Genomic DNA, 25179 nt, shown 5'->3' on the forward strand with positions numbered 1-25179 from the left:
AAACGGGCGTCCGCTCCTTGCGCAGGGGGTAGGTGTCAATCCCGTCGTGGAGGAATAAATACGTCAAGTTGGGATGACCGTCAAAGTAAACACCGTAAAACTCGTGGATTTCCCTTTCATACCAGGCCGCACTGTCAAAAACATTGGAGATGGTGGGCGCCAGCGGTTGGCGGGGATCTAACTTGACTGTCACCTTGACCCGGCAGAGTGATTGATGACCGCTGAAGAAGTACACCAGTTCCAGATACTCGATATAGTCCACACAAACGATGGTGGGTAAATAGAAGCCCCGGGCATCAAAAAAACCGGCGACAGAAAGCAGGTCCGAGGAGGCAACGGCGAAAGAAAGATGGTAACCCTTCTCCCTATAGGGTGCCTCTTTGATCTCCAAATCTTTATAAGTGGCGGTCAGCTCCGCCTTGATTTTTTCTACCATCGCTTATCCGGTCCCGGGAATCTTCTGGTCCCTGTGATCTTTTCCTCTAACCTTAAAAAACCTTCCAGCAGGCCTTCGGGCCGGGGTGGACATCCCGGCACATAGACATCTACCGGAACGAGGAGGTCAACCCCTTCAATAACATTATATTGCCCTTCAAAGACAAACGGTCCGCCTGATATGGCGCAGTTCCCCATGGCAATGACCCATTTGGGGGAAGGCATCTGGTCGTAAAGGGTCATCAGCACGGGCGCCATCTTCTTGGTAACAGTGCCCGTAACGATCATCAAATCAGCTTGTCGGGGCGACGCCCGGAAAACGCCCGCCCCGAACCGGTCCAGGTCAAAGCGGGACATGGCGGAGGACATCATCTCGATGGCGCAACAGGCCAAACCGAAGGTCAGGGGCCAGATGGAATTGGCCCGGGCCAGGTTCAGCACTTTTTCTACGACGGCAAATTTTACCGGGAGAGCTTCCTTTTCCAGGTGAACACTCCTTTCCCCCAGGCATAAATAATGGCCAGGGCGAGGATGAGGACAAAAGACAACAAAGCGTAAAACTCATACACTCTTTCCCCTCTGGCATAGCTTAGGGCCACGGGAAAAAGGTAGAGCACATCAACATCGAAGGCAATAAAAATCAAGGCATATATATAATAACTGAGACTGTAGCGTATCCAGGCGCTGCCGTAGGGTTCGATGCCGCACTCGTAGGTGTTCAGGGTCTTTTCCCCCTTCGTCCGGGGCGCAAGGATATAGGCAATAAAAACGGGAACAAGGGTAAACAGTACAGATACAACGAGAAAGATGGCAACGGGGGCAAATTCTGCTAAGTTATTCATGGTGGACACTCAATCCAGAACTTAAAAACCGGAACTCAAATAAATGTAAAACTTCATCACAATGAAGCTATATTGTATCTACCCAAACAATGTTTGTCTGTCAAGCTTTTTTCTCTATAAAAATGCTTTTTTCTATTTCCAGCCATAATTCTTCTTTTCCCGCACCCGTCCGGGCAGAAAAAAGAACCGCCGGGACGGAAGGGTGTGAGAAGAACGCCAGAATGGCCTGCCGGCTAAGCATGGTCTGTTGTTTCGAGAGCTTGTCTATCTTGGTGAGTACCAGCAGGTACGGAATCCGGTAAAATTCCAGCCAGCGATACATGGCCAGATCATTTTCACCTGGATCTCGCCTGATATCAAGGATAAAGAGAACCAGACGCAATGCGGACCTTTCTTTGAAATAAGCCTCTATCATGGGCCCCCATTTGTTTTTCACGGTCAGAGGCACCTTCGCATAGCCGTAACCAGGTAAATCAACTAGGGAAAGTTCGTTGTTTACGGTAAAAAAATTTATCATCTGCGTGCAGCCCGGGGAATTGCTCGTCTTGGCCAGACCCTTCCTCCGGACCAAGACATTTATCAGAGAGGACTTACCCACGTTGGATTTGCCGGCAAAGGCGATCTCCGGCAAAGACGCCGGGGGATAGTGGGGGGGCGCCGCGGCGCTTTTGACAAAATTTGCAGAAATAATTTTCACCTGAAAATACACCTCAAATCCCCCTTAATCCCCCTTTTCTAAAGGGGGACATTATCTATTCCCCTCTTTGGCAAAGAGGGGTCAGGGGAGTATGCAGGGTGCTTTGGCGAAGCGTAACGCACCGAATATTGGTGGGTTACGGCAAAAACCCGCCTAACCCACCCCGCATGATTAATGCCATATTGATGGCTAATTGGAACAATAATATGAATGGAAGAAGGCGTCCGAGCAGACCATAAGCCGGGTTCTGTAACGCCCCCGGTTGCCCGTAGGGCGCCGATGATCATTCCTCTGGGACAACAGTTGCCTGCTGCCTCAAGCGACGCTACCCGAGAACGTCGGGCGGGCCGCCCTTAATGTTCTCCTATTTGGTCTTGCACCGGATGGGGTTTACCATGCTTTCCCGGTCACCCGGAAAACGGTGAGCTCTTACCTCGCCTTTTCACCCTTACCCCGGCAAGCCGGGGCGGTATATTTTCTGTGGCACTTTCCTTAGGGTCGCCCCCAGTCGCCGTTAGCGACCATCCTGCCCTGTGGAGCCCGGACTTTCCTCCAGTCTTCCGGGGACACGAAACGGATTGCCAAGCAATCCTATATAATGTCCCCACGCGGACCAGCGATCATCTGTTCTACTCGGGCGCCTTTTCCATCACTTCTCTGACTTTCTTCTATTTCTTTGCTTCATTTTGATCGTACCAGTAAATTATGCGGTTGCAGTTCGGGCATGTATGCAACTCGGTAGATTTCTGTAATTCAATATAAAGTTGCGGGGGAAGGTTCATATAGCACCCACCGCACACCTCTTTCCAGACTGCCACCACAGCCAGAGTGTTGTGCAATGTTTTTATGGCCTCATACTTCTTCAGAAGCTCTGCGGGGATCTTGCCCCTGAGCTTCTCACTCTTACGCCGGCAAGTCTGGAGCAGATCACCCAGGGAGTGCAGCTCCGCTTCCATTTTCTTTTTTGCCTCTCCATGGCGCTGCTGATAGGACTCCATCTCTTTTTCTTTGATCTTAAACTCTGCTTTCGCCTTATCAACCGCCTCCAGGAGCGCAATGATTTGATCTTCCGCTTCGCTATTCTTCTGCTCGAAAGCTTCAATTTCCTTTAAAACAGCCTGATATTCCTTATTTGTTTTAACTTCATTTAAACGCTCTTTGGTTTTTTTAAACGACTCCTGCCCCTTTTTCAGCTTTTCATCTTTCTCACGGTGGGCTTTCTGAGTATCCTCGAATTTCTTCCTATCCTCCTCCAAGCCGGCTTCAAAAACACTGAACGCCTCTTCCAACTTTGCTATCTCCTCCGGCAAACTTTTGCACTTGATATTAATTTTATTGATCTCAGACTCGGCTTTTTGCAGCTCAATCAAAAGCGATAACTGTTCTTTCAAGAATCCATCCCCTTTCCGGCAGCTGAAATAAAAAATGCACCATCTGCTGGTGCATTTTCAAAGAAAGGCTCGGCCTCCATCTCCGCGGTCGGTCGGATGTACTGCCGCCCCGCCGGACCAGGAGTGTGTTTTATAACATAACACTTTTTCACGCAGAAGCCGTACCTCCAATCTTTCCACTTCCTGATAATGGGCCCACCTGGGTTCGAACCAGGGACCGACCGGTTATGAGCCGGTGGCTCTTCCAGCTGAGCTATGGGCCCGCATTGTAGCCGAAAGCAATAAGCTGAAAGCTCAAAGGACCGTAGCTGCTTTCAGCTTTGAGCTTCATTCTTTGAGCTTTGACGATACAATTCAACCCACAAGCACCTCAAAGAAAAGCAGCTCCGTAATCCGCACCTGCTATACTCATTCCCACGAGTTTTTGCAATATTTTATTTTAGAGATGGTTTCAATATCTTTCTGCGTGAGGGATTCCTCAGTTTCCTCAGGGCGTTAGCTTCTAACTGCCTGTTTCTTGCTATATCTGTCATTTCCAGAGGCTCTGCAAAGGAAAAATCACCTCTCTCGCTGATGCCGAAGCGCATCCTCAGCACCTTTTCCTCCCGCGGCGTTAACGTAGAAAGAATCTTTCTCGTCTGCTCGGCCAAATCCATATTGATGGTGGCCTCGGAGGGGGATATGATTTTTTTATCCTCAATAAAATCACCAAGATGGCTATCTTCCCCTTCACCGATCGGCGTTTCCAGCGAGATAGGCTCTTTGGCAATCTTTAAAACTTTCCGCACCTTTTCGAGAGGATATTCCATCTTGTTGGCAATCTCTTCCGGGGTGGGTTCTCTCCCCAGCTCCTGAACCAGATAGCGGGAAATGCGAATCAGCTTGTTGATGGTCTCAATCATGTGGACCGGAATCCTGATAGTCCGGGCCTGATCGGCAATGGCCCTGGTAATGGCCTGCCTGATCCACCAGGTGGCATAGGTGGAAAACTTATAGCCGCGCTGGTATTCAAATTTATCAACGGCCTTCATCAGACCGATGTTGCCCTCCTGGATCAAATCCAGAAACTGCAAACCTCTGCTGGTGTATTTTTTGGCAATGCTGACCACGAGCCGGAGATTGGCCTCGACCAGCTTTCTTTTGGCCGTTTCCGCCTTCTCTTCGCCCAGCTCTATCGTAGCCACCACTTTTTTCAGGACGGCATGAGAAAGTCCTGTCTCCTTTTTTATTTCTTTGAGCCTCCGGTCGGCATTTTTAACGATAGTCTCACATTCTCTGATTTTGGCGGCCGAAACGCCACAGGCGGCAACAATCTGCTTTTCCCGCCCGGGCTGAGCTTTCAAACGCTGCCAGACCTTTTCCATCTCTGTCAGCGACAGTCCCGTTTCTTTCCGGCACCTGTTGATGGCCGTTTCCATCTTTTCCATGGCCAGGACGTGGTTTTTCAGCAGGCCAACGATCCGGGCGATCTGCTTTCTGCTGAACTTGACCTTACGGCAATGAGTAACAATACTTTTCCTGTTCTTTTCCACCTTCACTTTCAGAAGGCCTTTTTCCGCCTCGTCAAGTCCCCTGCCTTTAAGCTTGTTCTTGAATTCGTCATTCTTCCTGTAAAGTTCCGTAACCTTGTCCGTAAGCTTGATGACCCGCTCCATATGCTTATCTTCTTCGACGTAACCTTCTTCATCCTCGAGGTTATCCAGCACATTCTTTATCCGCAGCGTCCCTTCCTGCAAGTTTTTCCCGATATTCACGACCTCTCTTATACAAAGGTCAACGGAAAAAACCGCGTCCAATCCCTCCCGCGCGCCCTCTTCTATCTTCTTGGCAATCTCCACTTCGCCTTCTCTGCTCAGCAGGGAAACAAACCCCATCTCACGGAGGTACATTTTGACCGGATCTCCCGTCTTGCCGGCGGTTGACATAAAATCAAGCGCTTCCTCCCCCTTGACATACCCCACCTCATCCACCGCTTTCTTGACCACTAATTTTTCACCCTTATCGGTATCAATGATATCAATATTTTTTTCACCAAAAAGCATAATTATATCATCTATTTGATCAGAAGATACGATATCCGTCGGCAGCAGGTCGTTCACATCATCATAGGTCAGAAAACCCTTCTCCTCGCCCAGAGAAATAAGCTTCTTGAATTCTTCCGATTGCGGTTCTTTTGCCATGTAGGTTTCCCCCTGTTTGTTTTTTACTTTTATTGCCATAAGTCGTAACCCCGCTAACTTGCTAACGCCGTTATAGTTGTTTTTCTTCCTGCATGAGCTTTTCTTTTTCCCGCAAGAGGCGGTTTTGCCAATCACTATCGCGTTGTTCCTGGGCTTTTTTCAGCTCCAGGCTCAGATTCTTCTTCCTGCCCCCATACCACTTGCGTTTTACCTTTTTTATATTATCGGTAACGTAGCGTTCCCACACCTTTTCATCATCGGTCCGCCCCTCAAGCATAGACTTGAAGATTAGTTGCTTCAGGGGACCGTTGGGAAGGCCATCCAGAAAAAGAGAGGTCGTGAGGTTTTCTGAGCTGTTTTCCCTGCTTCTTGCGATCATCTGCTCCCCCAGACTCTTCAATTCACCAGCGGTGAAGCATTCCATTACCCCGCTTTCTCCCACCTGCGGAATACTTGCCGTATGCTGCAGCATGAAAAGGATGAGGCTTAACTCTACCTTATCCAGGACACTTGATGTCTTTTCCCTGACGCGGCCCGGCGGCTCGGAAGACGGCTCCCGGGTCCGGAGGGCTTCTTTCTTCAGCACCTCCTGATCTATGCCTGATTTCTCGGAAATTCTCTTTAAAAAAAGATTCCGTTCAATGGCATCACCAAAACCGGCAACGAAGTGCAAGGCCTCTCGCACGGCATCCCGTTTTTCCTCTAAAGAAACTTTTTCTCCCACCAAGTGATCAATATAGTAATCAATGACGGAAGGGGCCTCCTCGATTATCTGCTCCAGCTTTTCTCTCCCGAACTGCCTCACATAATCGTCGGGATCATATTTCTCCGGCAACACTACCGCCCTGGCATGAACTCCTCCGGACAGGAATAATTGCACGCTCCGCTGCAGTGCCTTCCGGCCCGCTTCATCCGCATCAAAAAGGACCGCCACGTTACCCGTGTAACGTCTCAGGAGCTCAACCTGCTCCGCTGTCAGCGCCGTGCCCATACTGGCCAGCACGTTGGTCAGACCCGCGTTCCAGAGGGAAATTAGATCGAAGTAACCTTCCACGAGGATGGCATAGCCGCTTTTGCGGATGCCGTCTTTGGCTCTCATTAAACCGTAGAGGTTTCTACCCTTGCTGAATACCGGCGTCTCCGGGGAATTAAGATATTTGGGCTCCCCGCTCGCGATTATTCGGCCGCCGAAGGCCATCACGCGGCCGCCGGCATCCTCGATGGGAAAAATCAGGCGCCCGCGGAAACGATCATAGTAAGCCCCCTCCCCGGCCTCGGCGTCTTCCTCTTTCGCGACGATCAGCCCGGCCTGGGCAACCATCGGCAGGGCAACATTTTTTTGCTCAAAATAGCTTTTCAGCGTTCGCCAACCCTCGTCGGCGTAACCCAGGCGAAATTCCCTGACGACATCCTCCCGGATGCCCCTCTTTTTCAGATATTCTCTTGCCGGCAGGCCAGTCTCAGAAAAAAGGCGACTCGTAAATAATTTTGCCGCCGCCTCATTGATGCGATAGATTTGCTCGCGGATGCCGTATTGCTCCCTTTCCTGATCGTTCAGCACCGGGTCAGGGATAATGACCCCCGTCTTTTTGGCCAGATGCCTGGCCGCCTCCGGAAAAGTCATATTGCTTACCTTCATCAGGAAGGTAAGCGCATGCCCTCCCTCTCCGCAACCGAAACAATAGAACATCTGTTTATCACGGCTAACCGTGAAGGAAGGCGTTTTTTCCTTGTGGAAGGGGCAGAGGCCGAGGAAATTTCTGCCCGCCTTTTTCAGGGTCACATATTCCGATACGAGCTGAACAATATCAGCGCGTTGCTTTATTTCTTCAATCTTGTCGGCGGGAATGTGACCTTTCACCTGAAAATGCACCTCAAATCCCCCTTCATCCCCCTTTGCTAAAGGGGGAATTTATGGTTTCACCCCTTTGCTAAAGGGGGAAATTATGATTCCACTCTTTGTCAAAGAGGCAACCTTCTACTTCCCCTCTTTGCCAAAGAGGGGTTAGGGGAGATTTTCATTGTCCGCAGAAAATAATTCCTAACTCACTAATGCGCATCAGCCCGGATTGCATCCCGGTTTTTTCCCGCCCAGGACGTGCAGATGGAGATGGAAAACCACCTGTCCGCCTTCCAGATTACAGTTCAGCATCACCCGGAAACCTCTCTCGTCAATACCCTTGAGCTTGGCAATCTTGGGCACCGCCGCCATCATGGCGTGCAAGTATTCAATTTGACTATCATTGACATCCATCAGGGTCGGGATGTGCTGTTTGGGAATAACAACCACATGCACTGGCGCCGCCGGTTTTATATCGTCGAACGCCAGCACCAGGTCGTCTTCATATACCTTGCTGCCCGGTATCTCGCCTCTGATGATCTTGCAGAATATGCAATCATCCATTTTCTCCTCCCTTTGCCGCCCGGAGAGCCTCTGCCAGCGACAGGGCGCCGGAATACAGTGCCTTGCCGACAATGACGCCGGCCACACCGAATTTTTCGATATCCATAAGCCCGGTGATATCTGCCGCCCCCGCAACCCCGCCCGAAGCGATCACGGGAATATCAACTGCCTGAGCCAGCGCCCGGGTGGCCTCGATATTGACGCCGGTACCCACGCCATCTCTCTTGATATCCGTATAAATGATGGCGGCCAGGCCCGCATCGGCATATCTTTGGGCCAACGACACGGGGGAAGCGGAGGTATTTTCCGTCCACCCCTGCACGGCAACCTTGCCGTCGCCCGCATCAATACCGAGGATGATCCGGCCCTCGTAAGCACGGCAGACTTCCCGCACGAAAGGCTCATCCCGCAAGGCCGCCGTCCCCAGAATAACCCAACTGAGCCCCATGGTCAGGTAAGCCTCTATGGTCTCACGGCTTCTAATACCGCCGCCCACCTGCACGGGAATAGAAACTGCCCGCAGAATGCCGTTAATCTGGTCTCTGTTTTTCGGCGCTCCGGCCAGGGAGCCATCGAGGTCAACGAGATGCAGGCGCTTGGCCCCCTGTTCCTGCCAGTTAACGGCCATCGCCACGGGGTCGTCGGCATAAACGGTAACGCGGGCAAAATCGCCCTGTACCAGGCGCACACACTTGCCGTCTTTCAAATCAATTGCCGGAATGACGATCATCGGTCAATGCCTCAGAATTTATCAATTTATTCCCGGAAAGGTTTTCAGGATCTCAGTCAGGCCATCCTCCGCAAGTTCCTTCGCCGTCACCCATTTCCCACCCCGGCTGAAGAAGGAGGACGCCTGCAAAATATTCTCCATGAGCGAACGTTGCGTCTTGTCAAAGGCGCCGCGCCAGACGATTACGCCATCCTGGACTCTGACCAGATGCAGATCAAAGGCGACCGAAGCCGGTTTCTCGACAGAATAAGGATAGCCTTTCCGCTCCCGGTAGCGGAAAACATAGCCGACCAGAATCGCATCCACATTCAATCCCTTGCCCGTCTTCTGCAGGATTTCCGCCAGAGACGCAGGGCTGGAAGCCGCGGTACGCGCATAAACCTCAGCGGTCTTATCGGGTTCAATAACGGTAATTTGCTTGTATTCCCTGAGGCTTGTCAGAACCATGTCGAAAACCACCTTCTCGGCCGCAGGCGCCAGTTTCTCAGTCTGGAATATCGCCCCGCACAGGGGGCAGGATACCATTCTGACAGCCGGATCTTCAGGTGCGAGGTCCTGAAAAGGCAGGACGGCCAGGCGGGATAGAGTGATTTGCCCAACCGGCAGTCCGCTGGTATAGATGCCTTGCGTAGCCTGGCAGCCAAAGACCACCGGCAGGAAAAAGGATAAAACGGCAAGGGAGAAAATCCGGTGGGAAAACAATATTATATCCCCTTCATGGCTTATGTTTCACATCTCAAAGCACACCCTTGGTGGACAACACACCCCTCACGGCGCCGTCAATCTTAACCGCATTTTTAAGCGCGTGCGCCAGGGCTTTAAAAATCGCCTCCGCGATGTGATGGCTATTCATACCGTAGAGTAGGTTGATATGCAAGTTCATACCGCTATGGTCGGAAAAAGCTTTAAAGAATTCCCTGAGCAGCGCCGGGTCAAAACTCCCGATTGGCTTCGTCTCAAACTCTACGTTATAAACAAGATAGGGCCGGCCGGAAATATCCAAAGTCACCGTGCAGAGGCATTCGTCCATGGGCACCGTGGCCTCCCCGTAACGGGCAATGCCTTCTTTGTTTCCCAGCGCCTTCCGGAGGGCCTCTCCCAGGCAAATCCCCAGATCCTCCGCCAGATGGTGATCGTCAACTTCCGTATCACCGGCGCTTTTAACTTGCAGATCAAAAAAACCATGCCTGGCCAAAAGCAATAGCATGTGATCGAGGAAAGGGATGGTCGTTCCGATTTGACCCTGCCCCTGACCATCCAGATCAATAACCACGGAGACATCCGTTTCCGTGGTCTTCCGCTCAATTTTTGCGCTGCGCCCCATGTCCAGCCCTCCCGTTATGGCCTCAGATGACCTTGTTCAAGGCATATTCGATGATTCCCTCGGCCCCGGCTTCCTGCAGTGCCGGGATTAAATCTCTCACCATGCTGCTGCTGACAACCGTTTCCACGGCAAACCACTCCTCGGAATACAATCCCGAGATGGTGGGCGCCTTCAAGGAAGGAAGCATCCCTGTCACAACACTGAGCTTCTCCCTGGAGACATTCATTTTAAGTCCCACCTTGCCCATCGCCTGGAGCGAACCGTTGAGAAGAACCTTTATCTGCTCAATTTTTTTCCTTTTCCAGGAATCTTTCCATGCCTCATGGTTGGCAATCAACTGGGTGTTGGTGCGCATCAGTTCATGAACGATGCGCAATTTATTCGCCCGGATCGTCGTACCCGTTTCCGTCACCTCCACGATGGCGTCCACCAGACCCTCGACTACCTTGGCCTCCGTGGCGCCCCAGGAAAACTCTACATGGACATTGATATGGCGCTCGGCAAAATATTTCCTGGTAAAATTCACGAGTTCAGTTGATATATGCTTGCCCTCCATGTCGGCAACGGCCCTGATGGGGGAATCCTCCTGCACTACCAGCACCCACCTGGCCTCCTTGGGAGACGTTTTGGAATACACGAGGTCCTGAACCACCTGAACGTCCGATTCATTCTCCATGATCCAGTCCTTGCCCGTGAGCCCCAGATCCAGGTTTCCATCGGCCACATAGCGGGACATTTCCTGCGCCCGGACGAGGGAGCAGGAAATGTCATCGTCATTAATATCAGGGGAATAGCTACGATCATCGTAGGTAATGCGCCAGCCGGCCCGCTTGAAAAGATCAATCGTATTTGCTTCCAGGCTGCCCTTGGGTATGCCCAGTTTCAGCTTGCTCATTTATAAACTTCCTCCGGATTGAATATTCTTTCTTCCTTAATCTCCACTTCCCCATCCGTCAACTGCCGGTAAAAACAGGACCGATAGCCGGTGTGACAGGCCGCACCGCCCACCTGATCCACTTTCAAAAGCACCGTATCTTCGTCGCAATCAATGTAAATTTCCTGGACATGCTGAACGTGACCGGAAGATTCGCCCTTGAGCCAAAGTGCTTTCCTGGATCTGCTCCAATAGGTAGCCTTGCCGGTAGCCAGGGTAGCAAGCCAGGACTCGCGATTCATATAAGCCAGCATCAGCACCTCGCTGGTGCGGCAGTCCTGGGCAATAACCGGCACCAACCCGTCGCCCTTCGCAAAATTCGGTTCCAACATCTTGATCCCTTAACCTGAAAATGTCTTCAAATCCCCCTCAATCCCCCTTTGCTAAAGGGGGAAGTAAGTTTGTGCCCCTTTGCTAAAGGGGGGCTCTACTATTCCCCCTCTTTGGCAAAGAGGGGTTAGGGGAGATTTTTATTGTCCCTTGTGACGGCGTGCCGTCATAAGAGTTTCACCAATTAATGCTAAGTGTTGAATGCTAAATTAAGAACCCGAATTTATCAAGGATTATTTTTCGATTTAGAGAAATGGCAGCGGTTTTTCCATCCGATAGACAAGCGCCTGACAGGTGGCGATAAACTTGCCACTGTCTTCGGTCACCTTTATCTCGTACAGAGCGGTCTTTTTGGTCCGGTTTATTTCCCTGGCTTCCGCCGTCAAGGTTGCCCCCAGGGTGGGGGAGGACAGATAGCTGATGTTCATGTTCAGGGCCACGGCAATTGTGCCGTGGGAATTTCCTGCCGTTTCAAAGGCCTCGTCAATCAGCGCAAACACCGCTCCGCCATGGGCCTTGCCGAAGATGTTTTCCATCTCCGGCGTAAACACCATGGAAACTTTGGAATATCCGTCCTCCAAACCGATCAACTGCAGGTTGAATTTCCGGGCAAAAGGTTCTTGTTCCACCTGTTTGAAGATTGCCGCCCTGACCTTGTCGTCCATGATGCAAACTCCTATAAAATTAAAAGGGCTCCCCGGCAACGGGAAGCCCTTGAATTGTTTACAGAGGCGTTTTCAGGGCATCAACCAGTTCGGCAGCAACGTGACAATGCCCGGGAACAGATAAACACAAACGGCGCCAACAACCAAGCTGAGCAAGAATGGGTACACGCCCGAATAGACGACTCCGAGCGGCGTCTTGGAGATTTTGCTGACGACAAAAACGACCGTGGCGACCGGCGGAATGACAATACCCACCATAATGGTGATGCAAATCAGTATCCCGAACCAGAGCGGATCATAACCCAGACGGAGAATGGCCGGGTAGAAGATCGGCGTAGCGAGGATCATGAAAGCCAGGTCGTCAATAAAAGACCCGCCGACAAGATAAATCACAGAGATGAGGAGAATGGTACCCCAGGTGGGTAAGCCCAGACCAACGAGCCAGTCTGCGGTGATCATGGGAATCTTGGTAACGGCAATAAAATGGCCCAAAATCGTGGAGCCGAGCAGGAGGGTTAGAACCATGACGGCCGTGCCGATAGAATCCGACGCGGAGGTGAAGTATCCTTTAATATTAATTTCTCTTTTTGCAAAGCAAAGTATTAAAACCAGGAAGGTACCGACGCTGCCGGCTTCGGTAGGGGTAAAAAAGCCATAAAGAATCCCCCCGATCATCAGAACAAAGACAACCGCGACATATATGACATCCGGTAGCGATCTGAAGCGCTCGCCCCAGGTATATTTTTCACTGGACGGGCCGATATTCGGATTTATTTTACACCAGATGTAAATAACACCTACAAAGAGAAAGGCAATGAGCAAGCCCGGAAGGATGCCCGCCAGAAAGAGCCGGCCGATGGACACATCCGTGATGATACCGTAGATAATCAGGGTAACGCTCGGCGGCAGGATGATGCCGAGGGTGCCGACGGTCGCGACAATGCCCGTGGAAAGCTTCCGGCCATATCCATAGCGGTCCATTTCCGGGATGGCCACGGAGGAAAAGGTCGCCGCCGTAGCGGGCGAGGAACCGCAGATAGCCTTAAAAGCCGTAGCGCCGACCACCGTGGACATGGCCAGGCCTCCCGGGATGTGGCCGACAAATTTATGGGCCGAGTCAAAAAGCCTTTTGGCAACACCGGAGTTGTATGCCACCTGGCCCATGAGGACAAAGAGGGGGATGACGGTGAAGCTATAGGAGCTGAAAACGTTATAAACGTCTTTAGCGAGCAGATTGAGGGCCGCAGGCCAGGAGGTAAGGTAACCGAAGCCCAGGAAACCTACGGCAATCATGGCAAAGGCCAGCTCGATGCCGGTCAGAAACATGACAAGAATAGTCACCATCCCTAAAATACCAATTGTTACTTCACTCATATTTGCCTCCCATGACCTTGACGATGTCGGTGAAGAGCACAAGAACCTCAATAAAGCAGGCAAAGCCCATGGCAAATACGACCGGGTAGAACGGAAGCTGCGTGGTGGGACTCACCTCGCCGGATATGACGAGATCTGTCGCAAAACGGAACAGGTTGTAGCCGATGAGGACAAATATGGCGATGCTGATAACCCGGGTCAGAATGTTCATGGTGTTTTTTGCCCAGCCCGGGAATGTGTTGACAAAGAAATCAACAAAGATCAGACCCCTTTTCCAAGAGGTAAACGGAATACCGAAGGTGATCACCACCGCGCCTGCCAATTGAACAATCTCGAATGTCCCGATGATGGGATGTCTAAAAATCCTCAGGATAACATCCGTAACGGTCAGCAGCATAATAAAGGTCAAGGCGGCATAAGCGATGACATTCATCAATCTGCTGATTTTTTCTGTAAACCAAAGAACGCCGGTCATAACACCTCCTGAATTTAAGGCTCTACAGGCATAATCGTTTAACCTGAACCGTAATCGCGCGGCCCCGCATTTCCATAGGATTTGGTGGGAATGAAGGGGGGCACCGTGCCCCCCCTCATCTGTCTATCCTTTGGACATTATGTATGTTCCAGTCTTTTATTTTTTCTGATGAGTCTTAATGTAATCCTGACAGAATTTGAGCGACTCCTCACCGGGCAAGTTTTTGGCTTTCATTTCAGTCACATACCCACTCAGAAGGGGTTTCACGGCCTCGGCCCATCTGGCGTCTTCCTCTTTTGAGAGCGCAATCATCTTGACCCCTTTTTCAGTGATGAACTGTACCCCGATTTTATCGGTCGAATCCCAGAGGGCGCCGGTCTTCTCGAGATATTCCGCGCTCACCGTCTCGAATATCTTCTGGATATCAGGAGGCAGAGAGTTCCACTTGCTTTTGTTCATCGCAACGAAAAACCCGGTCGAGTAGCTGGAACCATAGTTCAGGATGGTATATTTGATGACTTCTCCCCAACGGAAACCCTTGAGCGCCTGGATAGGAGCCATCGCGCCTTCGGCAACGCCGGTTCGGAGCGCATCATAGGTCTCGGGCATGGTGGTGCCGACAGGCGCCGCACCCAGGGCCAGAACGATCTTGGAGGCCAGCCCCGTGGACCGGATCTTCATGCCCTTGAGGTCTTCGAGGGTATGTACTTCCTTTTTGGTCATATGCACCAGCCCGGGACCATGGGCATGCACATAGAGCATCTTTACTTCGTCCAGTTCCTTGGGCATAAACTTCTTTACATAGGCATTAGCCATCCGCGTGGCCGTGACGCCGTCCTGGAGACCCAGGGGGAGGTCAATGACTGAGGTGAGGGGGAACTTGCCGCGCGTATAGGTAAAACAGCTCATACCGATGTCGGCGATCCCTTTCACCACTGCATCATAGATCTGGTCTGCCGGAGCCAAGCCGCCCGAGTGGAAGAAGGTAAATTTTACCCTGCCATTCGTCTGTTTCTCAATTTCCTTGCCCCAAGCCTCGATATTGCCGCTGTGCGGTTCAGGCGCCGGGAAAAAATTCGCATAGTTAAGTTTGATTACCTCTGGAGCCGCGTGGCCGGAAACGGGCAAAAAGATCACCCAACCGGTCAGAAAAGCGAACAGAAAAAAACCAAGTACCAAATGTTTCCTCATAAAAAGCCCCCTTTGTTAAAATGTGTGCGATGCAATAAATACCCTCTTTTTACTTTTCTTACTGTCCAACGTCTAAATAGACTATAATGTAATCTCAATGACCTTGCAAGCGGAAAAGTTACCCGGAATGCTAAAGAACCCCCGGGTAATTTCCGGGGGTTCTTTGAGTTAAGATTGTTGCCGTGAATTAGAATGCGTAGATGAATCTAAGCAAAAGCTTGTAAGCATTGTCGGCATCAAAAGTGGCTGTCTTGAAGTAATCACCAATCTGCGCATAGGAGGCAACGCCGGAAATGGTCATGTTTGCATTAAATAGATACTTCAACTGGGCGTTATATTCCGCGCCCATGCCCTTGCCTTTCCTGGTCGTAAGATTCTGCTTGTCTGCCGAAGCATAGCCTGCCACGGCCTTCGCATTGAGTTTCGGGGTAATATTATAGTCATAAGCGAGATAGCCCAGTTGCACGCCATCACCGTTATTGTTCACAGTGGGGACCATGAACGTGCTATTGGTGATGCCATCAGTATTGTTGATCAGGATTACCAAATCGGTTTGGTATAGCGGCATGGACTGGGCGCCCGCATACATATCGCCCGGTATAAATCCGTTGTATTTGTCTGTACTGGTTGAGTCACCACCCTGCACATAAAGCAGGTTCCCCCGCAGATTGCCGCCGCCTACTTTCACATCAACCTTCGCATTAGCTGCAAAAGCGGAAATCTTCACATCGTCTGTCCTATCAAGAACATCGGGCACGAGATAGGTGCGGGCATTCTTAAAGTTGCCGAAGTTGTAGGCGCCCATCAGATAGTAGCTTATATTGCCCGCCTTGCCGCCATAGTTTAAACCGGCATAATAAATCTGCGCACTTTCGTAGGCAGCCTTTAGTAATGTTGTTCCTGCGGTGGAGGTATCTGTAGTCGTCAGTGGTCGCGTTCCGCGATCGTTATATCCAGGAAAGGCGGTGTTTATGACGGCCACGTTTGTGGTGTTTTGACTATAATAGGGTACATAATTCGAATTATCCTGGATCATGTAGAGGAACAGCGACGCAGTGCCGCTGCCTAACTGCTGCTTCACCGTCAGGGGGACGAAATAGACGCCATCGGTTTTCGACTGGGTAGGATCCCAAAAGGTGAACACACCCGTTGCAAAGGAGGAGGTCTTGGACAGGGCATAGTCGGCCCGGAACCCGGCCATATCGCCGCCGCCGATAAAGATGCCGGAAATATCATCCGCCCAAGTCTGGATGCCGGCCTTCACCCTCAGAGCACCGGCCTGGAACCACATAAAGGATTCCTTGAGCTCTAAATTGGTGCTGTCGGCCCCCAGACCGCCGCCCGCACCCCGCCATGCGATACTGGAATAGGAAGTCTGGCCCCAACGGGAATCTATTTCCAGATGCACCGTGCCGCCGACGTTCTCATCGGATTTTACGTTGAAGATCAGCCTGGCCCGCTGTTCAACCCAGTAATTCTGAACGGCTGGTTTTCCTGTTCCACTAGTAGGTAACCCTTGATTAGCTAAACTACCAACCCCGGGAAGATAATCCGGGATCGTGCCCGATGGTGAATAACCCATGTTAGTCATTTCCGGATACACCCGGAACGAGCCCTTCAGTTCCATTGTGGTCGCAGCCGAAGCGACGCCGCTCATTAAAAATACCGCTAATACTACCAATATTAACTTTTTCATCAATGCCCTCCTTCTCCTTCGTCCTTAGTTAAGCAGTTAATGTTCCTTGGGGCCGGGCTTTTTACCGCCTCAGACCATCACCCCACCCTTGGCCAAGACGTTTTATGTTTCTTTGACGGCTCCATATCAGATAGAATATCCATTTGTCAATAAAAATTTATTTCCCGCCGCCGGGCGCGTTCTGCCCGTTACTATAGATAAAAATTTTGCCTTCCTTATTTTCCGTCACCGCGGTTACATAAATTTTCCCGTTCTTCTTATCCACGGCTACATCCGACAAGTACCCATCCATCATCTCTGACAGGGCAGCTTCCCGGTAATTTGTTTCGTCAAATTTCAGATAAGCCACTTGCCCCCGTTCAAAGTTTCTGTAACGGGAAAACAGTCGGCTCCCTTCGTTTTTCAGCACCAGGATGGCATCCGTATCCCCGTCTTCAACCCTGATGATGCGCTGGTAAAGGGGGAAAGATATTTTTTCCATCAAGCTGTCGAGGCCCTTTTGAATGGCCCGCACCGAACCGCCATAGCGCTCCACCAGACGCTCCACCACCTTGCCTTTTTCGTCCATAATTTTCAGGTAATCGCCTTCGTCAAAAAAGGCGAGCCTATTATTATTGCCGCGATACTTGATGGGCTGGATCTGATACAGGTTGAGGAAGGCCTTAAATTCAAACGGGGACTTGGCGGTCAGGCCCGCCATCTTGCTGTATCCCAGGCGATAAATATCGCCGTCAAAAGCCTTGTCCATGCCCATTTTCTGCCCCAGCAGCAGTTCGCCTTCGACGGGATGGTTTATGGCCCGGACATACCAGTCGGCTTCAGTCTGCCGCTGGAGCTGGCCGCCGGCCGTCCCCGCGAGAACAACCGTCACGGCATCATCGGCACGCAGGGCCGTCGCATATATTTCATCCTGGCCGTTTTTATCAAAATCGCCGCAGTTGAGGGATAATATATCGTAGCTTTTCAGGAGGAAAGTGCTGAGCAGCGTCAGCCGGACGTCGTCAATCCGGTAAACATACAGGGTGTTATTGCCTCCTGTCACGAGTTCTTTTTTCCCGTCGCCGTCAATATCGGCGAGGCAAATACCCGCTGTCGGCGGAAAATGGATCCCAACGGCCTTCAGCATCTGGAAGGCCTTGGCGCCGCCGACTTTCGTGGCTACAGGGGCCGGTAGATCCTTGCCGACCGGGGCATCAACACCCGCCGCTTGCGGTTTGGCTTCCGCCCCACTAATGATCGCCGCTACCTGTTTGGAAAGCTCTTCCACGGCCGAGAAAAGCTTGCTTTCCTTATCCATGGACACGTAGATTGCCTTAAAATCGGCGGCGCCTTTTTTCAAAATCTTGACATCTACGGAAAAGGCCTCGCCCATCTTGGTGTAAGCGCCCGTGACGAGGTATTGATAATCAGTCGTTTCCATGATTTTTCTCGCCTGGGCGAGCTCATCCTTGTTTTCCAGGCCTTTTAACGCCTCCCGGAAGGCATCCTTCCCCACAATCTCTTTGGCAGCGTATGGGAGGCGGCTGTAGAGCATTTGCGGCAACGCATCTTTCATGTACTGGAGTTCCGGGGGGCCAAACACTGTAAAAGGCGCGATGCCGATTTTATCCTGCGCGAGGGCAGGAGAAACCAGGACGGGGGAAAAAAGAGCGGCGGCAAGCAGGCAAAGGGCGGCCAGAAAAAGTTGTCGGCATTTACCGCTGCCGACTGCCCGGACACCCGTCGCCAATATTTTTCCCCCCTCTAAACACTTATTGACCATTCTCAACCCCCCTTTTTCTTAAATTCCTTCTCCAATTCCTCTTGTGCGGGTTTTACATACATGTCTCTCAATTTTGGTTTTTCGATCTTTCCCGCCGGGTTGCGCGGTATGGTCGTATAGATCATCTTCTCCGGCCACTTGTATTTGGCCATATCCGTTTCCTTGACAAAATTGACAACTTCTTCATCGGTAACGGCCTGGCCTTCCCTTAGCTGAATAATGGCCATGACGATCTCTCCCAATCTGGCATGCGGATAACCAAGCACTGCCACATCCTGGATCTTGGGATGTTTGCGCAACGCATCTTCTATCTCGGCGGGGAAGATATTTTCGCCGCCCCTGATGATGAGGTCTTTTGCCCTGTCCGCGAAGAAGAAGTAACCTTCTTCATCCTTGTAAGCCAGGTCGCCGGTATGCAGCCAGCCGTCGGTTATCGTTTTGGCGGTCAATTCCGGATTAAAGGCATATTCCTTCATCAGACGCGCCCCCTTCAGGAGAAACTCGCCAACATCTCCCGGAGGCAACTCTTCCCCTTTATCATTCACGACCTTGGCCTCCATCATCACGGTAGCTTTGCCGATGGAACCGGGCTTTCTCAGGATGTCTTCGTCATAACAATTCATGGTGCCGCCGCCGCCGCCTTCAGTAATGCCATAGATGTTGCTGATGCGCAGATTCGGGAAGATCTTCTTCGAATCCGCAAGGATGATGTAAGGAACAGGCTGGGCGCCGATTTCTATGTGCTGCAGAGCGGAAAGATCATAGTTTTTCAAATCCACCTGACCTGACTTTATGGCATTAAGAACGTCCGACCACGTCGGGACCGTATTCCAGCCGCCGGTGCATTTTTCATCCGCCATGGTCCTCAGATAGAATTCTGGTTTTAGTTCCATAGCCATGAGTATCTTGCCGGCGGCTATGTAACTGGGAAATGACAGAAAGAGGGAACCACTGTGATAAAACGGATGCGGCGCGAGATAGACGCTATTGTAACCCTCATTATAGGTGAGGGCATTCCCGATGCCGATGTTGAGCAATGTCTTGTGGGCGTGGCAAACAGGTTTTGGCGCCCCGGTAGTGCCGGAGGTAAACATGAGCTCCGCCATATCGTCATCGGCCGTTTCCACACAGATTTCCTGCGGGTTGCCCGTTTCCACAATCTCCTGATACGACTTCATACCGGCCGGTACATTATCGCCGAGGCAGATATAATGCTTGCAATAATCCATTTCTTTCATAATAGGCTGCACTTTTGGTACAAAACCCTCGCCAAGGATCAGAACCTTGCATTTTGAGACATCCGCGGCATATTTGATATCGCCGCTGGCAAAGCGGAAGTTAAGCGGCGTTACCGCCGCGCCTGTTTTTAAAATCGCCATGAAGCTGGGATGCCACTCCATGCAATTCATCATGAGATGGACAACGATGTCTCCCTTCTTCACGCCGCATTCCTTTATCAAATAATTTGCCAGTTTATTTGCCTGATCATTATACTGCTCCCACGTAAGGCTCCGCCGCAATCCTTTGGACGGATAACTCTCAATGATAAACTCTCTCTTGGGATATTTACTTGCGTTAAGCCCGGAAAACATTGCAAAATTCATAAAACAGCCTCCTTCTACTTTTATTATTTAGAGCATTGATTTCAAACACGGCTCATGATAAACGAAATATATTTCTATGTCAACATTAAACTATCCCAGCGAAGATTTCCTAAAGAAGAGAGCTTTAAATTTCTACCTTATGTTTTCACCCCGGCGAACGCCGGGGTCCAGAAGGTATTGGAAAACTGGATACCGGCTTTCGCCGGTATGACGATTTTTCGAGTTTCGGCAGAAATTCAAACCAGGTCTCTCTTATACGAAAGGCTATTCTTAAAAAACATTTCAGTTGAACGGTTACTCGGAGAGCAGGGCCCGGTCGTTTTCAAAGCCGTGATGACGAAGTTCATGAAACTTTTGGACCAGCTTTTCGACCGTCAGCTCCTGTTTGGCGTCACCGGACACATCAAAAATAATCCCCCCCTGGTCCATCATCAGCAGACGGTTGCCGTACTCGATGGCGTGGCTCATGTTGTGGGTGATCATCATGGATGTGAGATGGTATTCTTTGACAAAGGTGTTCGTTAGTTCCAGCACGATCCCTGCATTTTTGGGGTCCAGCGCGGCGGTGTGCTCATCCAGCAATATCAGTGAGGGCTTCGATAAAACCATCATTAGCAGGGTCAACGCCTGACGCTGCCCCCCCGAAAACATGAGCAGATTTTCCTTCATGCGGTTCTCCAGCCCCATCTTCAGTTGAACCAGTTCTGACTGGAAGTACTCCTTCATCTTGTTATTCAGACTCCGTTTCAGCCACTTGAACCCCTTGCGGTAGGTGATCATCATGTTGTCTGCCAGACTCATGTTGGAGGCGGTGCCGAGAAGCGGGTTTTGAAAGATCCTGCCGATATATTGAGCCCGTTTGTATTCCGGTTCGCGGGTTATGTTGCGCCCCTTCAGATGGATGGTGCCGACTGTAGGGGTAATCGTTCCGGCGATCAGGTTGAAAAGGGTTGATTTTCCTGCGCCGTTACTGCCGATGATGGTGATGAAATCGCCTTCCTTGACGTTCAGGTTGATGTCCTGTAAAGCCTTGTTTTCGTTCACCGTGCCTTGATTGAAAATAACGGAAGCATCCTTGATCGCTATCATTTCCGCACCATCGCTTTGAGCGTCGCCATATTGAGCTTTCTGGACTGGGTCACAATAAGCAGGATAATAATCAGCAGACCCTTGATCAGATTGAGGTCATTGGGGGTCATATGAATGACGTATCCGTAATAACGCCCCACGTACATGACGGCATGGAACAGGATGGAACCGGCCAGCGCACAGAGTGTCAGTACGGCGATGCGGTTGCTTTTCATGATCAGAAACTCGCCGATCATGACTGAAGCCAGACCGGAGATGATGATCCCCTGGCCGAGTCCCACGTCGGCAAAGCCGAGATACTGTGCTGCAAAGGCGCCCGATACGGCAACCAGGCCGTTGGAGAGTCCGAGACCAATAGTTTTCAAGGTTTTGGGGTTTATCCCTTGGCAGATAATCATCTGCTCATTGTTCCCCATCGCCCCTATGGTCATGCCGAGGTCAGTGCGGAAAAAGAGATCAATCAGCAGCTTGACCACCAGAGCCACAATAACGAAAAAGAGCATCAGGATATATTCATCCGGAATAGTGCCTGATAACCGGCTGGAAATATCCGACAGGATGGTTTTCTGATCAATTATCGGAACATTGGCGCGGTTACCGAGAATACGGATATTGATTGAGTACAGCATGGTCATGGTCAGGATGCCGGCCAGCAGATTGGGAACCTTGAGGTGGTTATGGATCAGCGCGGTGACGATGCCGGCAATCACGCCGCCGATAAAGGCTACCAGCAACGCCAGCCATCCATTAACGCCGAGCAGAAGGCACTGCACCATCAGTGCCGCCCCGAGCGGGAATGAGCCATCAACGGTCAGATCGGGGAAATCCAGCACCCTGAAGGTGATAAACACCCCCAGTACCATAATCCCGTAGATCAGGCCTTCGACCAGAATTCCTTCAATCATGATAAAACCGTTTCACCCTGCCAGGGGTGGGAGTAGTTCCCGGCAACCACCGCCGTTGCCGGGCGATGGAGACTATTTATTTATTGATCAGCTTGCTGTTTTCTATAATTTTGTTGGCACTCTTCACAATATCCTTCGGGATCGTCAAGCCGAGCTTTTTGGCAACATCCAGATTGATCAGCAGATCTACATCCGATGTTTTGGTCATAAAACGGGTCGGCATTTGTTCCGCTTTTTTGCCGTCGAGAATTTCGATAATCATTTCTCCGGTAACCCGGCCCATTTTGTAATAATCAAAGCCCCAAGCGGCCAGTATCGGGTATTTCTCCGCTGAACTTGGATCAGCTGACATGATCGGAACCCTGTTTTTGTTGGCGACTTCCGCAATGGCACTTAAAGCTGATACTACGGTGTTGTCGGTGCTGATATAGAGTGCATCCACCCGCTTGATAATTGCCTGAACAGCCTGCTTTACCTCGGCCGATTTGGAAACGGTTGTCTCGACATATTCAAGTCCCAACTCCTTGCAGGCCTGCTTGACGACACCGGCCAGCACGACAGCGTTTTCCTCGGAACTGGTGTAGATATGGCCAAGGCGTTTGATCTTCTTGATCTTGAGCAGCAGTTCAATCTGCTGTTTCACGGGGGTCATATCGGATACGCCGGTGACCGGTTTGGTGGCGCCTTTCAGTGACGGTACCAGACCGGCTTTTACCGGATCGGTTACCGCCGAGAACACGATCGGGATTCCTTTCAGGGTGTTGACCAGCGACTGGGAAGTCGGCGTGGCAATACCAACGGCAAGGGTCACCTTTTCCGACTGGAACTTGTTGGCGATCGAGGCGGCTGTGCCGATATCGCCATTGGCGTTCTGCAGATCAAAAGTGGCGTTAATTCTTGCGGCCGCCAACTGGTCCTGGATACCTTTTTCAACGGCGTCCAGAGCCGGATGGGCAACGATTTTGGATACGCCGATAACGATCGGTTGGGATGGGGTGGCTGCGAATACCGATGCAACCGGCACTATGGCACTCAATACCAACGCGATAACCATACTCAATTTGCTCATCTGAAGCCTCCAGGTTAATTTATTTTGACAAAACATTGTTTTTGACGCCCGGAGTGTAAGCATAACGGACTTGTGTGTCAAGGAGATATTGGACAGCGAATTGCCTCAAATAAAATGTTACCGAAAGAGTGACTAAAAAAGACAGTAAACAACCTCCCGAATTGCCATAAATTAAATATTACCCAAAGAGTGCTTAAGTGACTAACAAGCAGCCATTTTCCTTGAGCCATTTTTCCCTTTTTCGGTAATCAGGCAAAATCTCGGCAACCTTGTCCCAAAATGCCGGGGAATGATTCAACTGACCGATGTGAGCCAGTTCGTGAACAATTACATAATCAATAACCGAAAGCGGCGCCATGATCAATCGCCAACTGAAGTTAAGCGTTCCTCTTGATCCGCAGGACCCCCAGCGCTTCCTGGCCTCCGTGATTTTTATAGCAGCGGGTTTGTACCCCGTAGCATCCGCATACCATTGGCAGCGCTGACCGATTATCTTCAAGGCGGCGGCTTTGTACCAGCGCCGGATTACGTAGCGAGCGAGCGGCTTTACCCTGGCGGAAAGGCACAGCTTGTCCGTGAGTTCAATATCTCTACCGGCCTGCTCAACAAGGCAAAGTTTATAGGTACGGCCAAGATACCAGAACTCTTCGCCGTCCACATATTCTTTGGCCCGTGGTTTAGGTCGCTGTGATACTTCGAAAAGTTTTTGCCTGATCCAGGCGCTCTTTTTCCTGACCACGCTTTCGATGTAGGAAATTGAGGCGCGCAAGGGGGCCCGCACCACCAGGGTGGCATCTTGCGTGACAACCAGAGTAATGGTCCGACGCCGGGAACGCACTATTTTGTGAATTGTAATTTCTTCCATTTTTTTCTTTAATTCTACTCCGCTGCCAACTGGCAGCGAAACAAAAAAGGGCCACGACTTATCGTCGTAACCCCTTGTAATCATTGGTAGGCGGTGCTGGGATTGAACCAGCGACTTCTACCGTGTGAAGGTAGCACTCTCCCGCTGAGTTAACCGCCCGTGGCCGGGGTTTGTATATCCCAAAGAAATGCCTTTTTCAAGCTAAAAAAGCTGCCCTAAACCACCTCGAAAGGTTTGAGAAGATCGTCATAGCAATCAACCCTTCGATCTGCGAAAAGGTGGTTGTAACTATTAAGATTTTTATTATCTGCGGTCCGAACATCAATATCTACAATGCAAACTTCTTCCGTAGCGCTGCCGGCCTGGCAAAAAATCGTTCCGTTGGGGCCCGTAATCTGACTTTTCCCGGTAAAAAGAAGGTCTCTGCCGCCCCGCTTTTCCCTGCCCGTTCGATTGGACGTGACGGCAAAGACTTGATTCTCCAGGCACCGGGTGACCATGCCGGCCTGGCAAAAGGGAAGCACCAGATTGGCGCTGTGGCAGATTATCTGGGCACCCTGCAGGGCCAGGAGGCGCGCCGCCTCCGGGAAAAACCAGTCAAAGCAAATCATCATCCCGATCCGGCACTGGCCAATATCAAAAACCTTAAAGCCTTCTTCTCCAGGCTCAAACCAGAGTTTTTCCTCGCTAAAAAGGTGTACCTTGCGGTATGTGCCCCGCCACCCCTCCGGCGAGATCAGCACCGCCGAGTTGAACAAACGGTCGCCCTCTTTTTCACATATACCGGCGACAATATGGATATTTTTCCGGCGGGCGATGCGGCTGAGAAACTCGACCGTTTGGCCTCCCGGGATCTCCTCCGCCAGATTGAAGGTTTCCTCCCGCGAGGTAAAGACGTAGCCGCTATTGAACAATTCCGGCAAGACAATAAGCTCCGCATCCGCGTCCGCGAGCAGGCGTGCCACCTTGTCATGGTTGACAGCGAGCTGGCCAAAAACAGGCTCAAACTGTACAAAACCCACTTTCATCTAAAACCCCATATAACAAATTTTACAGGTGTATACAGACAGAGCCGCTATCGTGTCAATGAGAATCGCAGACCCGTTTTGGCATGGCACATTCCGGGCTTGACCCGAAAATTGTCATCTGTTCGACAATATCTTCGTATATTTATGGCAAAAAAAAAGGTGATTCCATCTGTTTCCGTCTATTCTATC

General features: G+C 50.9%; 24 protein-coding genes, 2 tRNA genes, 1 other RNA gene and 1 pseudogene. All 28 read right to left on the minus strand.

The features are described from left to right. Positions 1-22 precede the first annotated feature (22 nt). A pseudogene (locus NT140_04125) lies at positions 23-436 on the minus strand (NADH-quinone oxidoreductase subunit C). Further along, complete coding sequence (locus tag NT140_04130; protein ID MCX5831067.1) at positions 430-942, minus strand: NADH-quinone oxidoreductase subunit B; 513 nt, start codon at positions 940-942, stop codon at positions 430-432. Before NT140_04130 ends, NT140_04125 begins: the two are co-directional and overlap by 7 nt. Further along, positions 897-1277 carry an NADH-quinone oxidoreductase subunit A gene (locus NT140_04135; GenBank protein ID MCX5831068.1) on the minus strand — a complete coding sequence of 127 codons (381 nt, stop codon included), beginning with the start codon at positions 1275-1277 and terminating at the stop codon, positions 897-899. Before NT140_04135 ends, NT140_04130 begins: the two co-directional genes overlap by 46 nt. Positions 1278-1377: 100 nt before the next feature. Next, on the minus strand, positions 1378-1974 hold the full coding sequence (gene yihA / locus NT140_04140; protein ID MCX5831069.1) for a ribosome biogenesis GTP-binding protein YihA/YsxC: 597 nt from the start codon (positions 1972-1974) through the stop codon (positions 1378-1380). 221 nt (positions 1975-2195) lie between these two features. Then, an RNA gene (gene rnpB / locus NT140_04145) (RNase P RNA component class A) lies at positions 2196-2610 on the minus strand. 32 nt (positions 2611-2642) lie between these two features. After that, positions 2643-3365 (minus strand): C4-type zinc ribbon domain-containing protein, encoded by a 723-nt coding sequence (locus NT140_04150; GenBank protein ID MCX5831070.1) that lies wholly within the window; start codon positions 3363-3365, stop codon positions 2643-2645. 190 nt (positions 3366-3555) lie between these two features. Further along, positions 3556-3628: transfer RNA gene (locus tag NT140_04155), tRNA-Ile, on the minus strand. A gap of 171 nt (positions 3629-3799) precedes the next feature. Continuing rightward, entirely contained in the window at positions 3800-5584 is a 1785-nt protein-coding gene (gene rpoD / locus NT140_04160) for an RNA polymerase sigma factor RpoD (GenBank protein MCX5831071.1), read from the minus strand. Positions 5585-5615: 31 nt separating this feature from the next. Then, positions 5616-7406 carry a DNA primase gene (dnaG, locus tag NT140_04165; GenBank protein ID MCX5831072.1) on the minus strand — a complete coding sequence of 597 codons (1791 nt, stop codon included), beginning with the start codon at positions 7404-7406 and terminating at the stop codon, positions 5616-5618. A 198-nt stretch (positions 7407-7604) separates the two neighbouring features. Then, positions 7605-7949: a histidine triad nucleotide-binding protein gene (locus NT140_04170; protein ID MCX5831073.1), complete on the minus strand. Its 345-nt coding sequence runs from the start codon at positions 7947-7949 to the stop codon at positions 7605-7607. After that, positions 7942-8679 carry a 1-(5-phosphoribosyl)-5-[(5-phosphoribosylamino)methylideneamino]imidazole-4-carboxamide isomerase gene (gene hisA / locus NT140_04175; protein MCX5831074.1) on the minus strand — a complete coding sequence of 246 codons (738 nt, stop codon included), beginning with the start codon at positions 8677-8679 and terminating at the stop codon, positions 7942-7944. Before hisA ends, NT140_04170 begins: the two co-directional genes overlap by 8 nt. 21 nt (positions 8680-8700) lie before the next feature. Beyond that, complete coding sequence (locus NT140_04180) at positions 8701-9381, minus strand: hypothetical protein (GenBank protein ID MCX5831075.1); 681 nt, start codon at positions 9379-9381, stop codon at positions 8701-8703. Positions 9382-9415: 34 nt separating this feature from the next. After that, positions 9416-10003: an imidazoleglycerol-phosphate dehydratase HisB gene (gene hisB / locus NT140_04185; GenBank protein ID MCX5831076.1), complete on the minus strand. Its 588-nt coding sequence runs from the start codon at positions 10001-10003 to the stop codon at positions 9416-9418. Positions 10004-10025: 22 nt separating this feature from the next. Beyond that, entirely contained in the window at positions 10026-10898 is an 873-nt protein-coding gene (gene hisG, locus NT140_04190; GenBank protein MCX5831077.1) for an ATP phosphoribosyltransferase, read from the minus strand. Beyond that, a complete protein-coding gene (gene hisI, locus NT140_04195) occupies positions 10895-11269 on the minus strand; it encodes a phosphoribosyl-AMP cyclohydrolase (GenBank protein MCX5831078.1) in 375 nt (124 codons plus the stop codon). The genes hisG and hisI overlap by 4 nt, the downstream gene beginning before the upstream one ends. A 243-nt stretch (positions 11270-11512) precedes the next feature. Beyond that, a complete protein-coding gene (locus NT140_04200) occupies positions 11513-11932 on the minus strand; it encodes a PaaI family thioesterase (protein ID MCX5831079.1) in 420 nt (139 codons plus the stop codon). Positions 11933-12004: 72 nt separating this feature from the next. Continuing rightward, positions 12005-13306, minus strand: coding sequence for a TRAP transporter large permease (locus tag NT140_04205; protein MCX5831080.1), 1302 nt, complete (start codon positions 13304-13306; stop codon positions 12005-12007). Further along, complete coding sequence (locus NT140_04210) at positions 13299-13781, minus strand: TRAP transporter small permease (protein MCX5831081.1); 483 nt, start codon at positions 13779-13781, stop codon at positions 13299-13301. Before NT140_04210 ends, NT140_04205 begins: the two co-directional genes overlap by 8 nt. A gap of 156 nt (positions 13782-13937) precedes the next feature. Beyond that, the gene (locus NT140_04215) at positions 13938-14972 is read right to left on the minus strand and encodes a TRAP transporter substrate-binding protein (GenBank protein MCX5831082.1); all 1035 of its coding nucleotides are present in this window, start codon (positions 14970-14972) and stop codon (positions 13938-13940) included. 187 nt (positions 14973-15159) lie between these two features. Beyond that, positions 15160-16668 carry a hypothetical protein gene (locus NT140_04220; GenBank protein MCX5831083.1) on the minus strand — a complete coding sequence of 503 codons (1509 nt, stop codon included), beginning with the start codon at positions 16666-16668 and terminating at the stop codon, positions 15160-15162. Between the two features lie 157 nt (positions 16669-16825). Beyond that, complete coding sequence (locus NT140_04225) at positions 16826-18430, minus strand: VCBS repeat-containing protein (protein ID MCX5831084.1); 1605 nt, start codon at positions 18428-18430, stop codon at positions 16826-16828. A gap of 2 nt (positions 18431-18432) precedes the next feature. Then, complete coding sequence (locus tag NT140_04230; protein MCX5831085.1) at positions 18433-20034, minus strand: class I adenylate-forming enzyme family protein; 1602 nt, start codon at positions 20032-20034, stop codon at positions 18433-18435. Between the two features lie 294 nt (positions 20035-20328). Next, a complete protein-coding gene (locus tag NT140_04235) occupies positions 20329-21123 on the minus strand; it encodes an ATP-binding cassette domain-containing protein (protein MCX5831086.1) in 795 nt (264 codons plus the stop codon). Next, the gene (locus NT140_04240) at positions 21120-22028 is read right to left on the minus strand and encodes an ABC transporter permease (GenBank protein ID MCX5831087.1); all 909 of its coding nucleotides are present in this window, start codon (positions 22026-22028) and stop codon (positions 21120-21122) included. Before NT140_04240 ends, NT140_04235 begins: the two co-directional genes overlap by 4 nt. Before the next feature lie 76 nt (positions 22029-22104). Continuing rightward, positions 22105-23097, minus strand: coding sequence for an ABC transporter substrate-binding protein (locus NT140_04245; GenBank protein ID MCX5831088.1), 993 nt, complete (start codon positions 23095-23097; stop codon positions 22105-22107). 193 nt (positions 23098-23290) lie between these two features. Next, positions 23291-23962: a SprT family zinc-dependent metalloprotease gene (locus NT140_04250; protein MCX5831089.1), complete on the minus strand. Its 672-nt coding sequence runs from the start codon at positions 23960-23962 to the stop codon at positions 23291-23293. Between the two features lie 84 nt (positions 23963-24046). Next, a tRNA-Val gene (locus NT140_04255) sits at positions 24047-24121 on the minus strand. Between the two features lie 56 nt (positions 24122-24177). Further along, on the minus strand, positions 24178-24990 hold the full coding sequence (locus NT140_04260; GenBank protein ID MCX5831090.1) for an acyltransferase: 813 nt from the start codon (positions 24988-24990) through the stop codon (positions 24178-24180). Between the last annotated feature and the right edge of the window lie 189 nt (positions 24991-25179).

The sequence above is a fragment of the Deltaproteobacteria bacterium genome, assembly GCA_026388415.1.
Lineage (GTDB): Bacteria > Desulfobacterota > Syntrophia > Syntrophales > JACQWR01 > JAPLJV01.

What these genes read in the sequence shown, in the direction of transcription:
- NT140_04135 (MCX5831068.1), bottom strand. Translation starts at nt 1,277, where the DNA reads ATGAATAACTTAGCAGAATTTGCCCCCGTTGCCATCTTTCTCGTTGTA.
- rpoD (MCX5831071.1), bottom strand. Translation starts at nt 5,584, where the DNA reads ATGGCAATAAAAGTAAAAAACAAACAGGGGGAAACCTACATGGCAAAA.
- NT140_04170 (MCX5831073.1), bottom strand. Translation starts at nt 7,949, where the DNA reads ATGGATGATTGCATATTCTGCAAGATCATCAGAGGCGAGATACCGGGC.
- hisA (MCX5831074.1), bottom strand. Translation starts at nt 8,679, where the DNA reads ATGATCGTCATTCCGGCAATTGATTTGAAAGACGGCAAGTGTGTGCGC.
- hisB (MCX5831076.1), bottom strand. Translation starts at nt 10,003, where the DNA reads ATGGGGCGCAGCGCAAAAATTGAGCGGAAGACCACGGAAACGGATGTC.
- hisG (MCX5831077.1), bottom strand. Translation starts at nt 10,898, where the DNA reads ATGAGCAAGCTGAAACTGGGCATACCCAAGGGCAGCCTGGAAGCAAAT.
- hisI (MCX5831078.1), bottom strand. Translation starts at nt 11,269, where the DNA reads ATGTTGGAACCGAATTTTGCGAAGGGCGACGGGTTGGTGCCGGTTATT.
- NT140_04200 (MCX5831079.1), bottom strand. Translation starts at nt 11,932, where the DNA reads ATGGACGACAAGGTCAGGGCGGCAATCTTCAAACAGGTGGAACAAGAA.
- NT140_04205 (MCX5831080.1), bottom strand. Translation starts at nt 13,306, where the DNA reads ATGAGTGAAGTAACAATTGGTATTTTAGGGATGGTGACTATTCTTGTC.
- NT140_04210 (MCX5831081.1), bottom strand. Translation starts at nt 13,781, where the DNA reads ATGACCGGCGTTCTTTGGTTTACAGAAAAAATCAGCAGATTGATGAAT.
- NT140_04215 (MCX5831082.1), bottom strand. Translation starts at nt 14,972, where the DNA reads ATGAGGAAACATTTGGTACTTGGTTTTTTTCTGTTCGCTTTTCTGACC.
- NT140_04220 (MCX5831083.1), bottom strand. Translation starts at nt 16,668, where the DNA reads ATGAAAAAGTTAATATTGGTAGTATTAGCGGTATTTTTAATGAGCGGC.
- NT140_04225 (MCX5831084.1), bottom strand. Translation starts at nt 18,430, where the DNA reads ATGGTCAATAAGTGTTTAGAGGGGGGAAAAATATTGGCGACGGGTGTC.
- NT140_04230 (MCX5831085.1), bottom strand. Translation starts at nt 20,034, where the DNA reads ATGAATTTTGCAATGTTTTCCGGGCTTAACGCAAGTAAATATCCCAAG.
- NT140_04235 (MCX5831086.1), bottom strand. Translation starts at nt 21,123, where the DNA reads ATGATAGCGATCAAGGATGCTTCCGTTATTTTCAATCAAGGCACGGTG.
- NT140_04240 (MCX5831087.1), bottom strand. Translation starts at nt 22,028, where the DNA reads ATGATTGAAGGAATTCTGGTCGAAGGCCTGATCTACGGGATTATGGTA.
- NT140_04245 (MCX5831088.1), bottom strand. Translation starts at nt 23,097, where the DNA reads ATGAGCAAATTGAGTATGGTTATCGCGTTGGTATTGAGTGCCATAGTG.
- NT140_04250 (MCX5831089.1), bottom strand. Translation starts at nt 23,962, where the DNA reads ATGGAAGAAATTACAATTCACAAAATAGTGCGTTCCCGGCGTCGGACC.
- NT140_04260 (MCX5831090.1), bottom strand. Translation starts at nt 24,990, where the DNA reads ATGAAAGTGGGTTTTGTACAGTTTGAGCCTGTTTTTGGCCAGCTCGCT.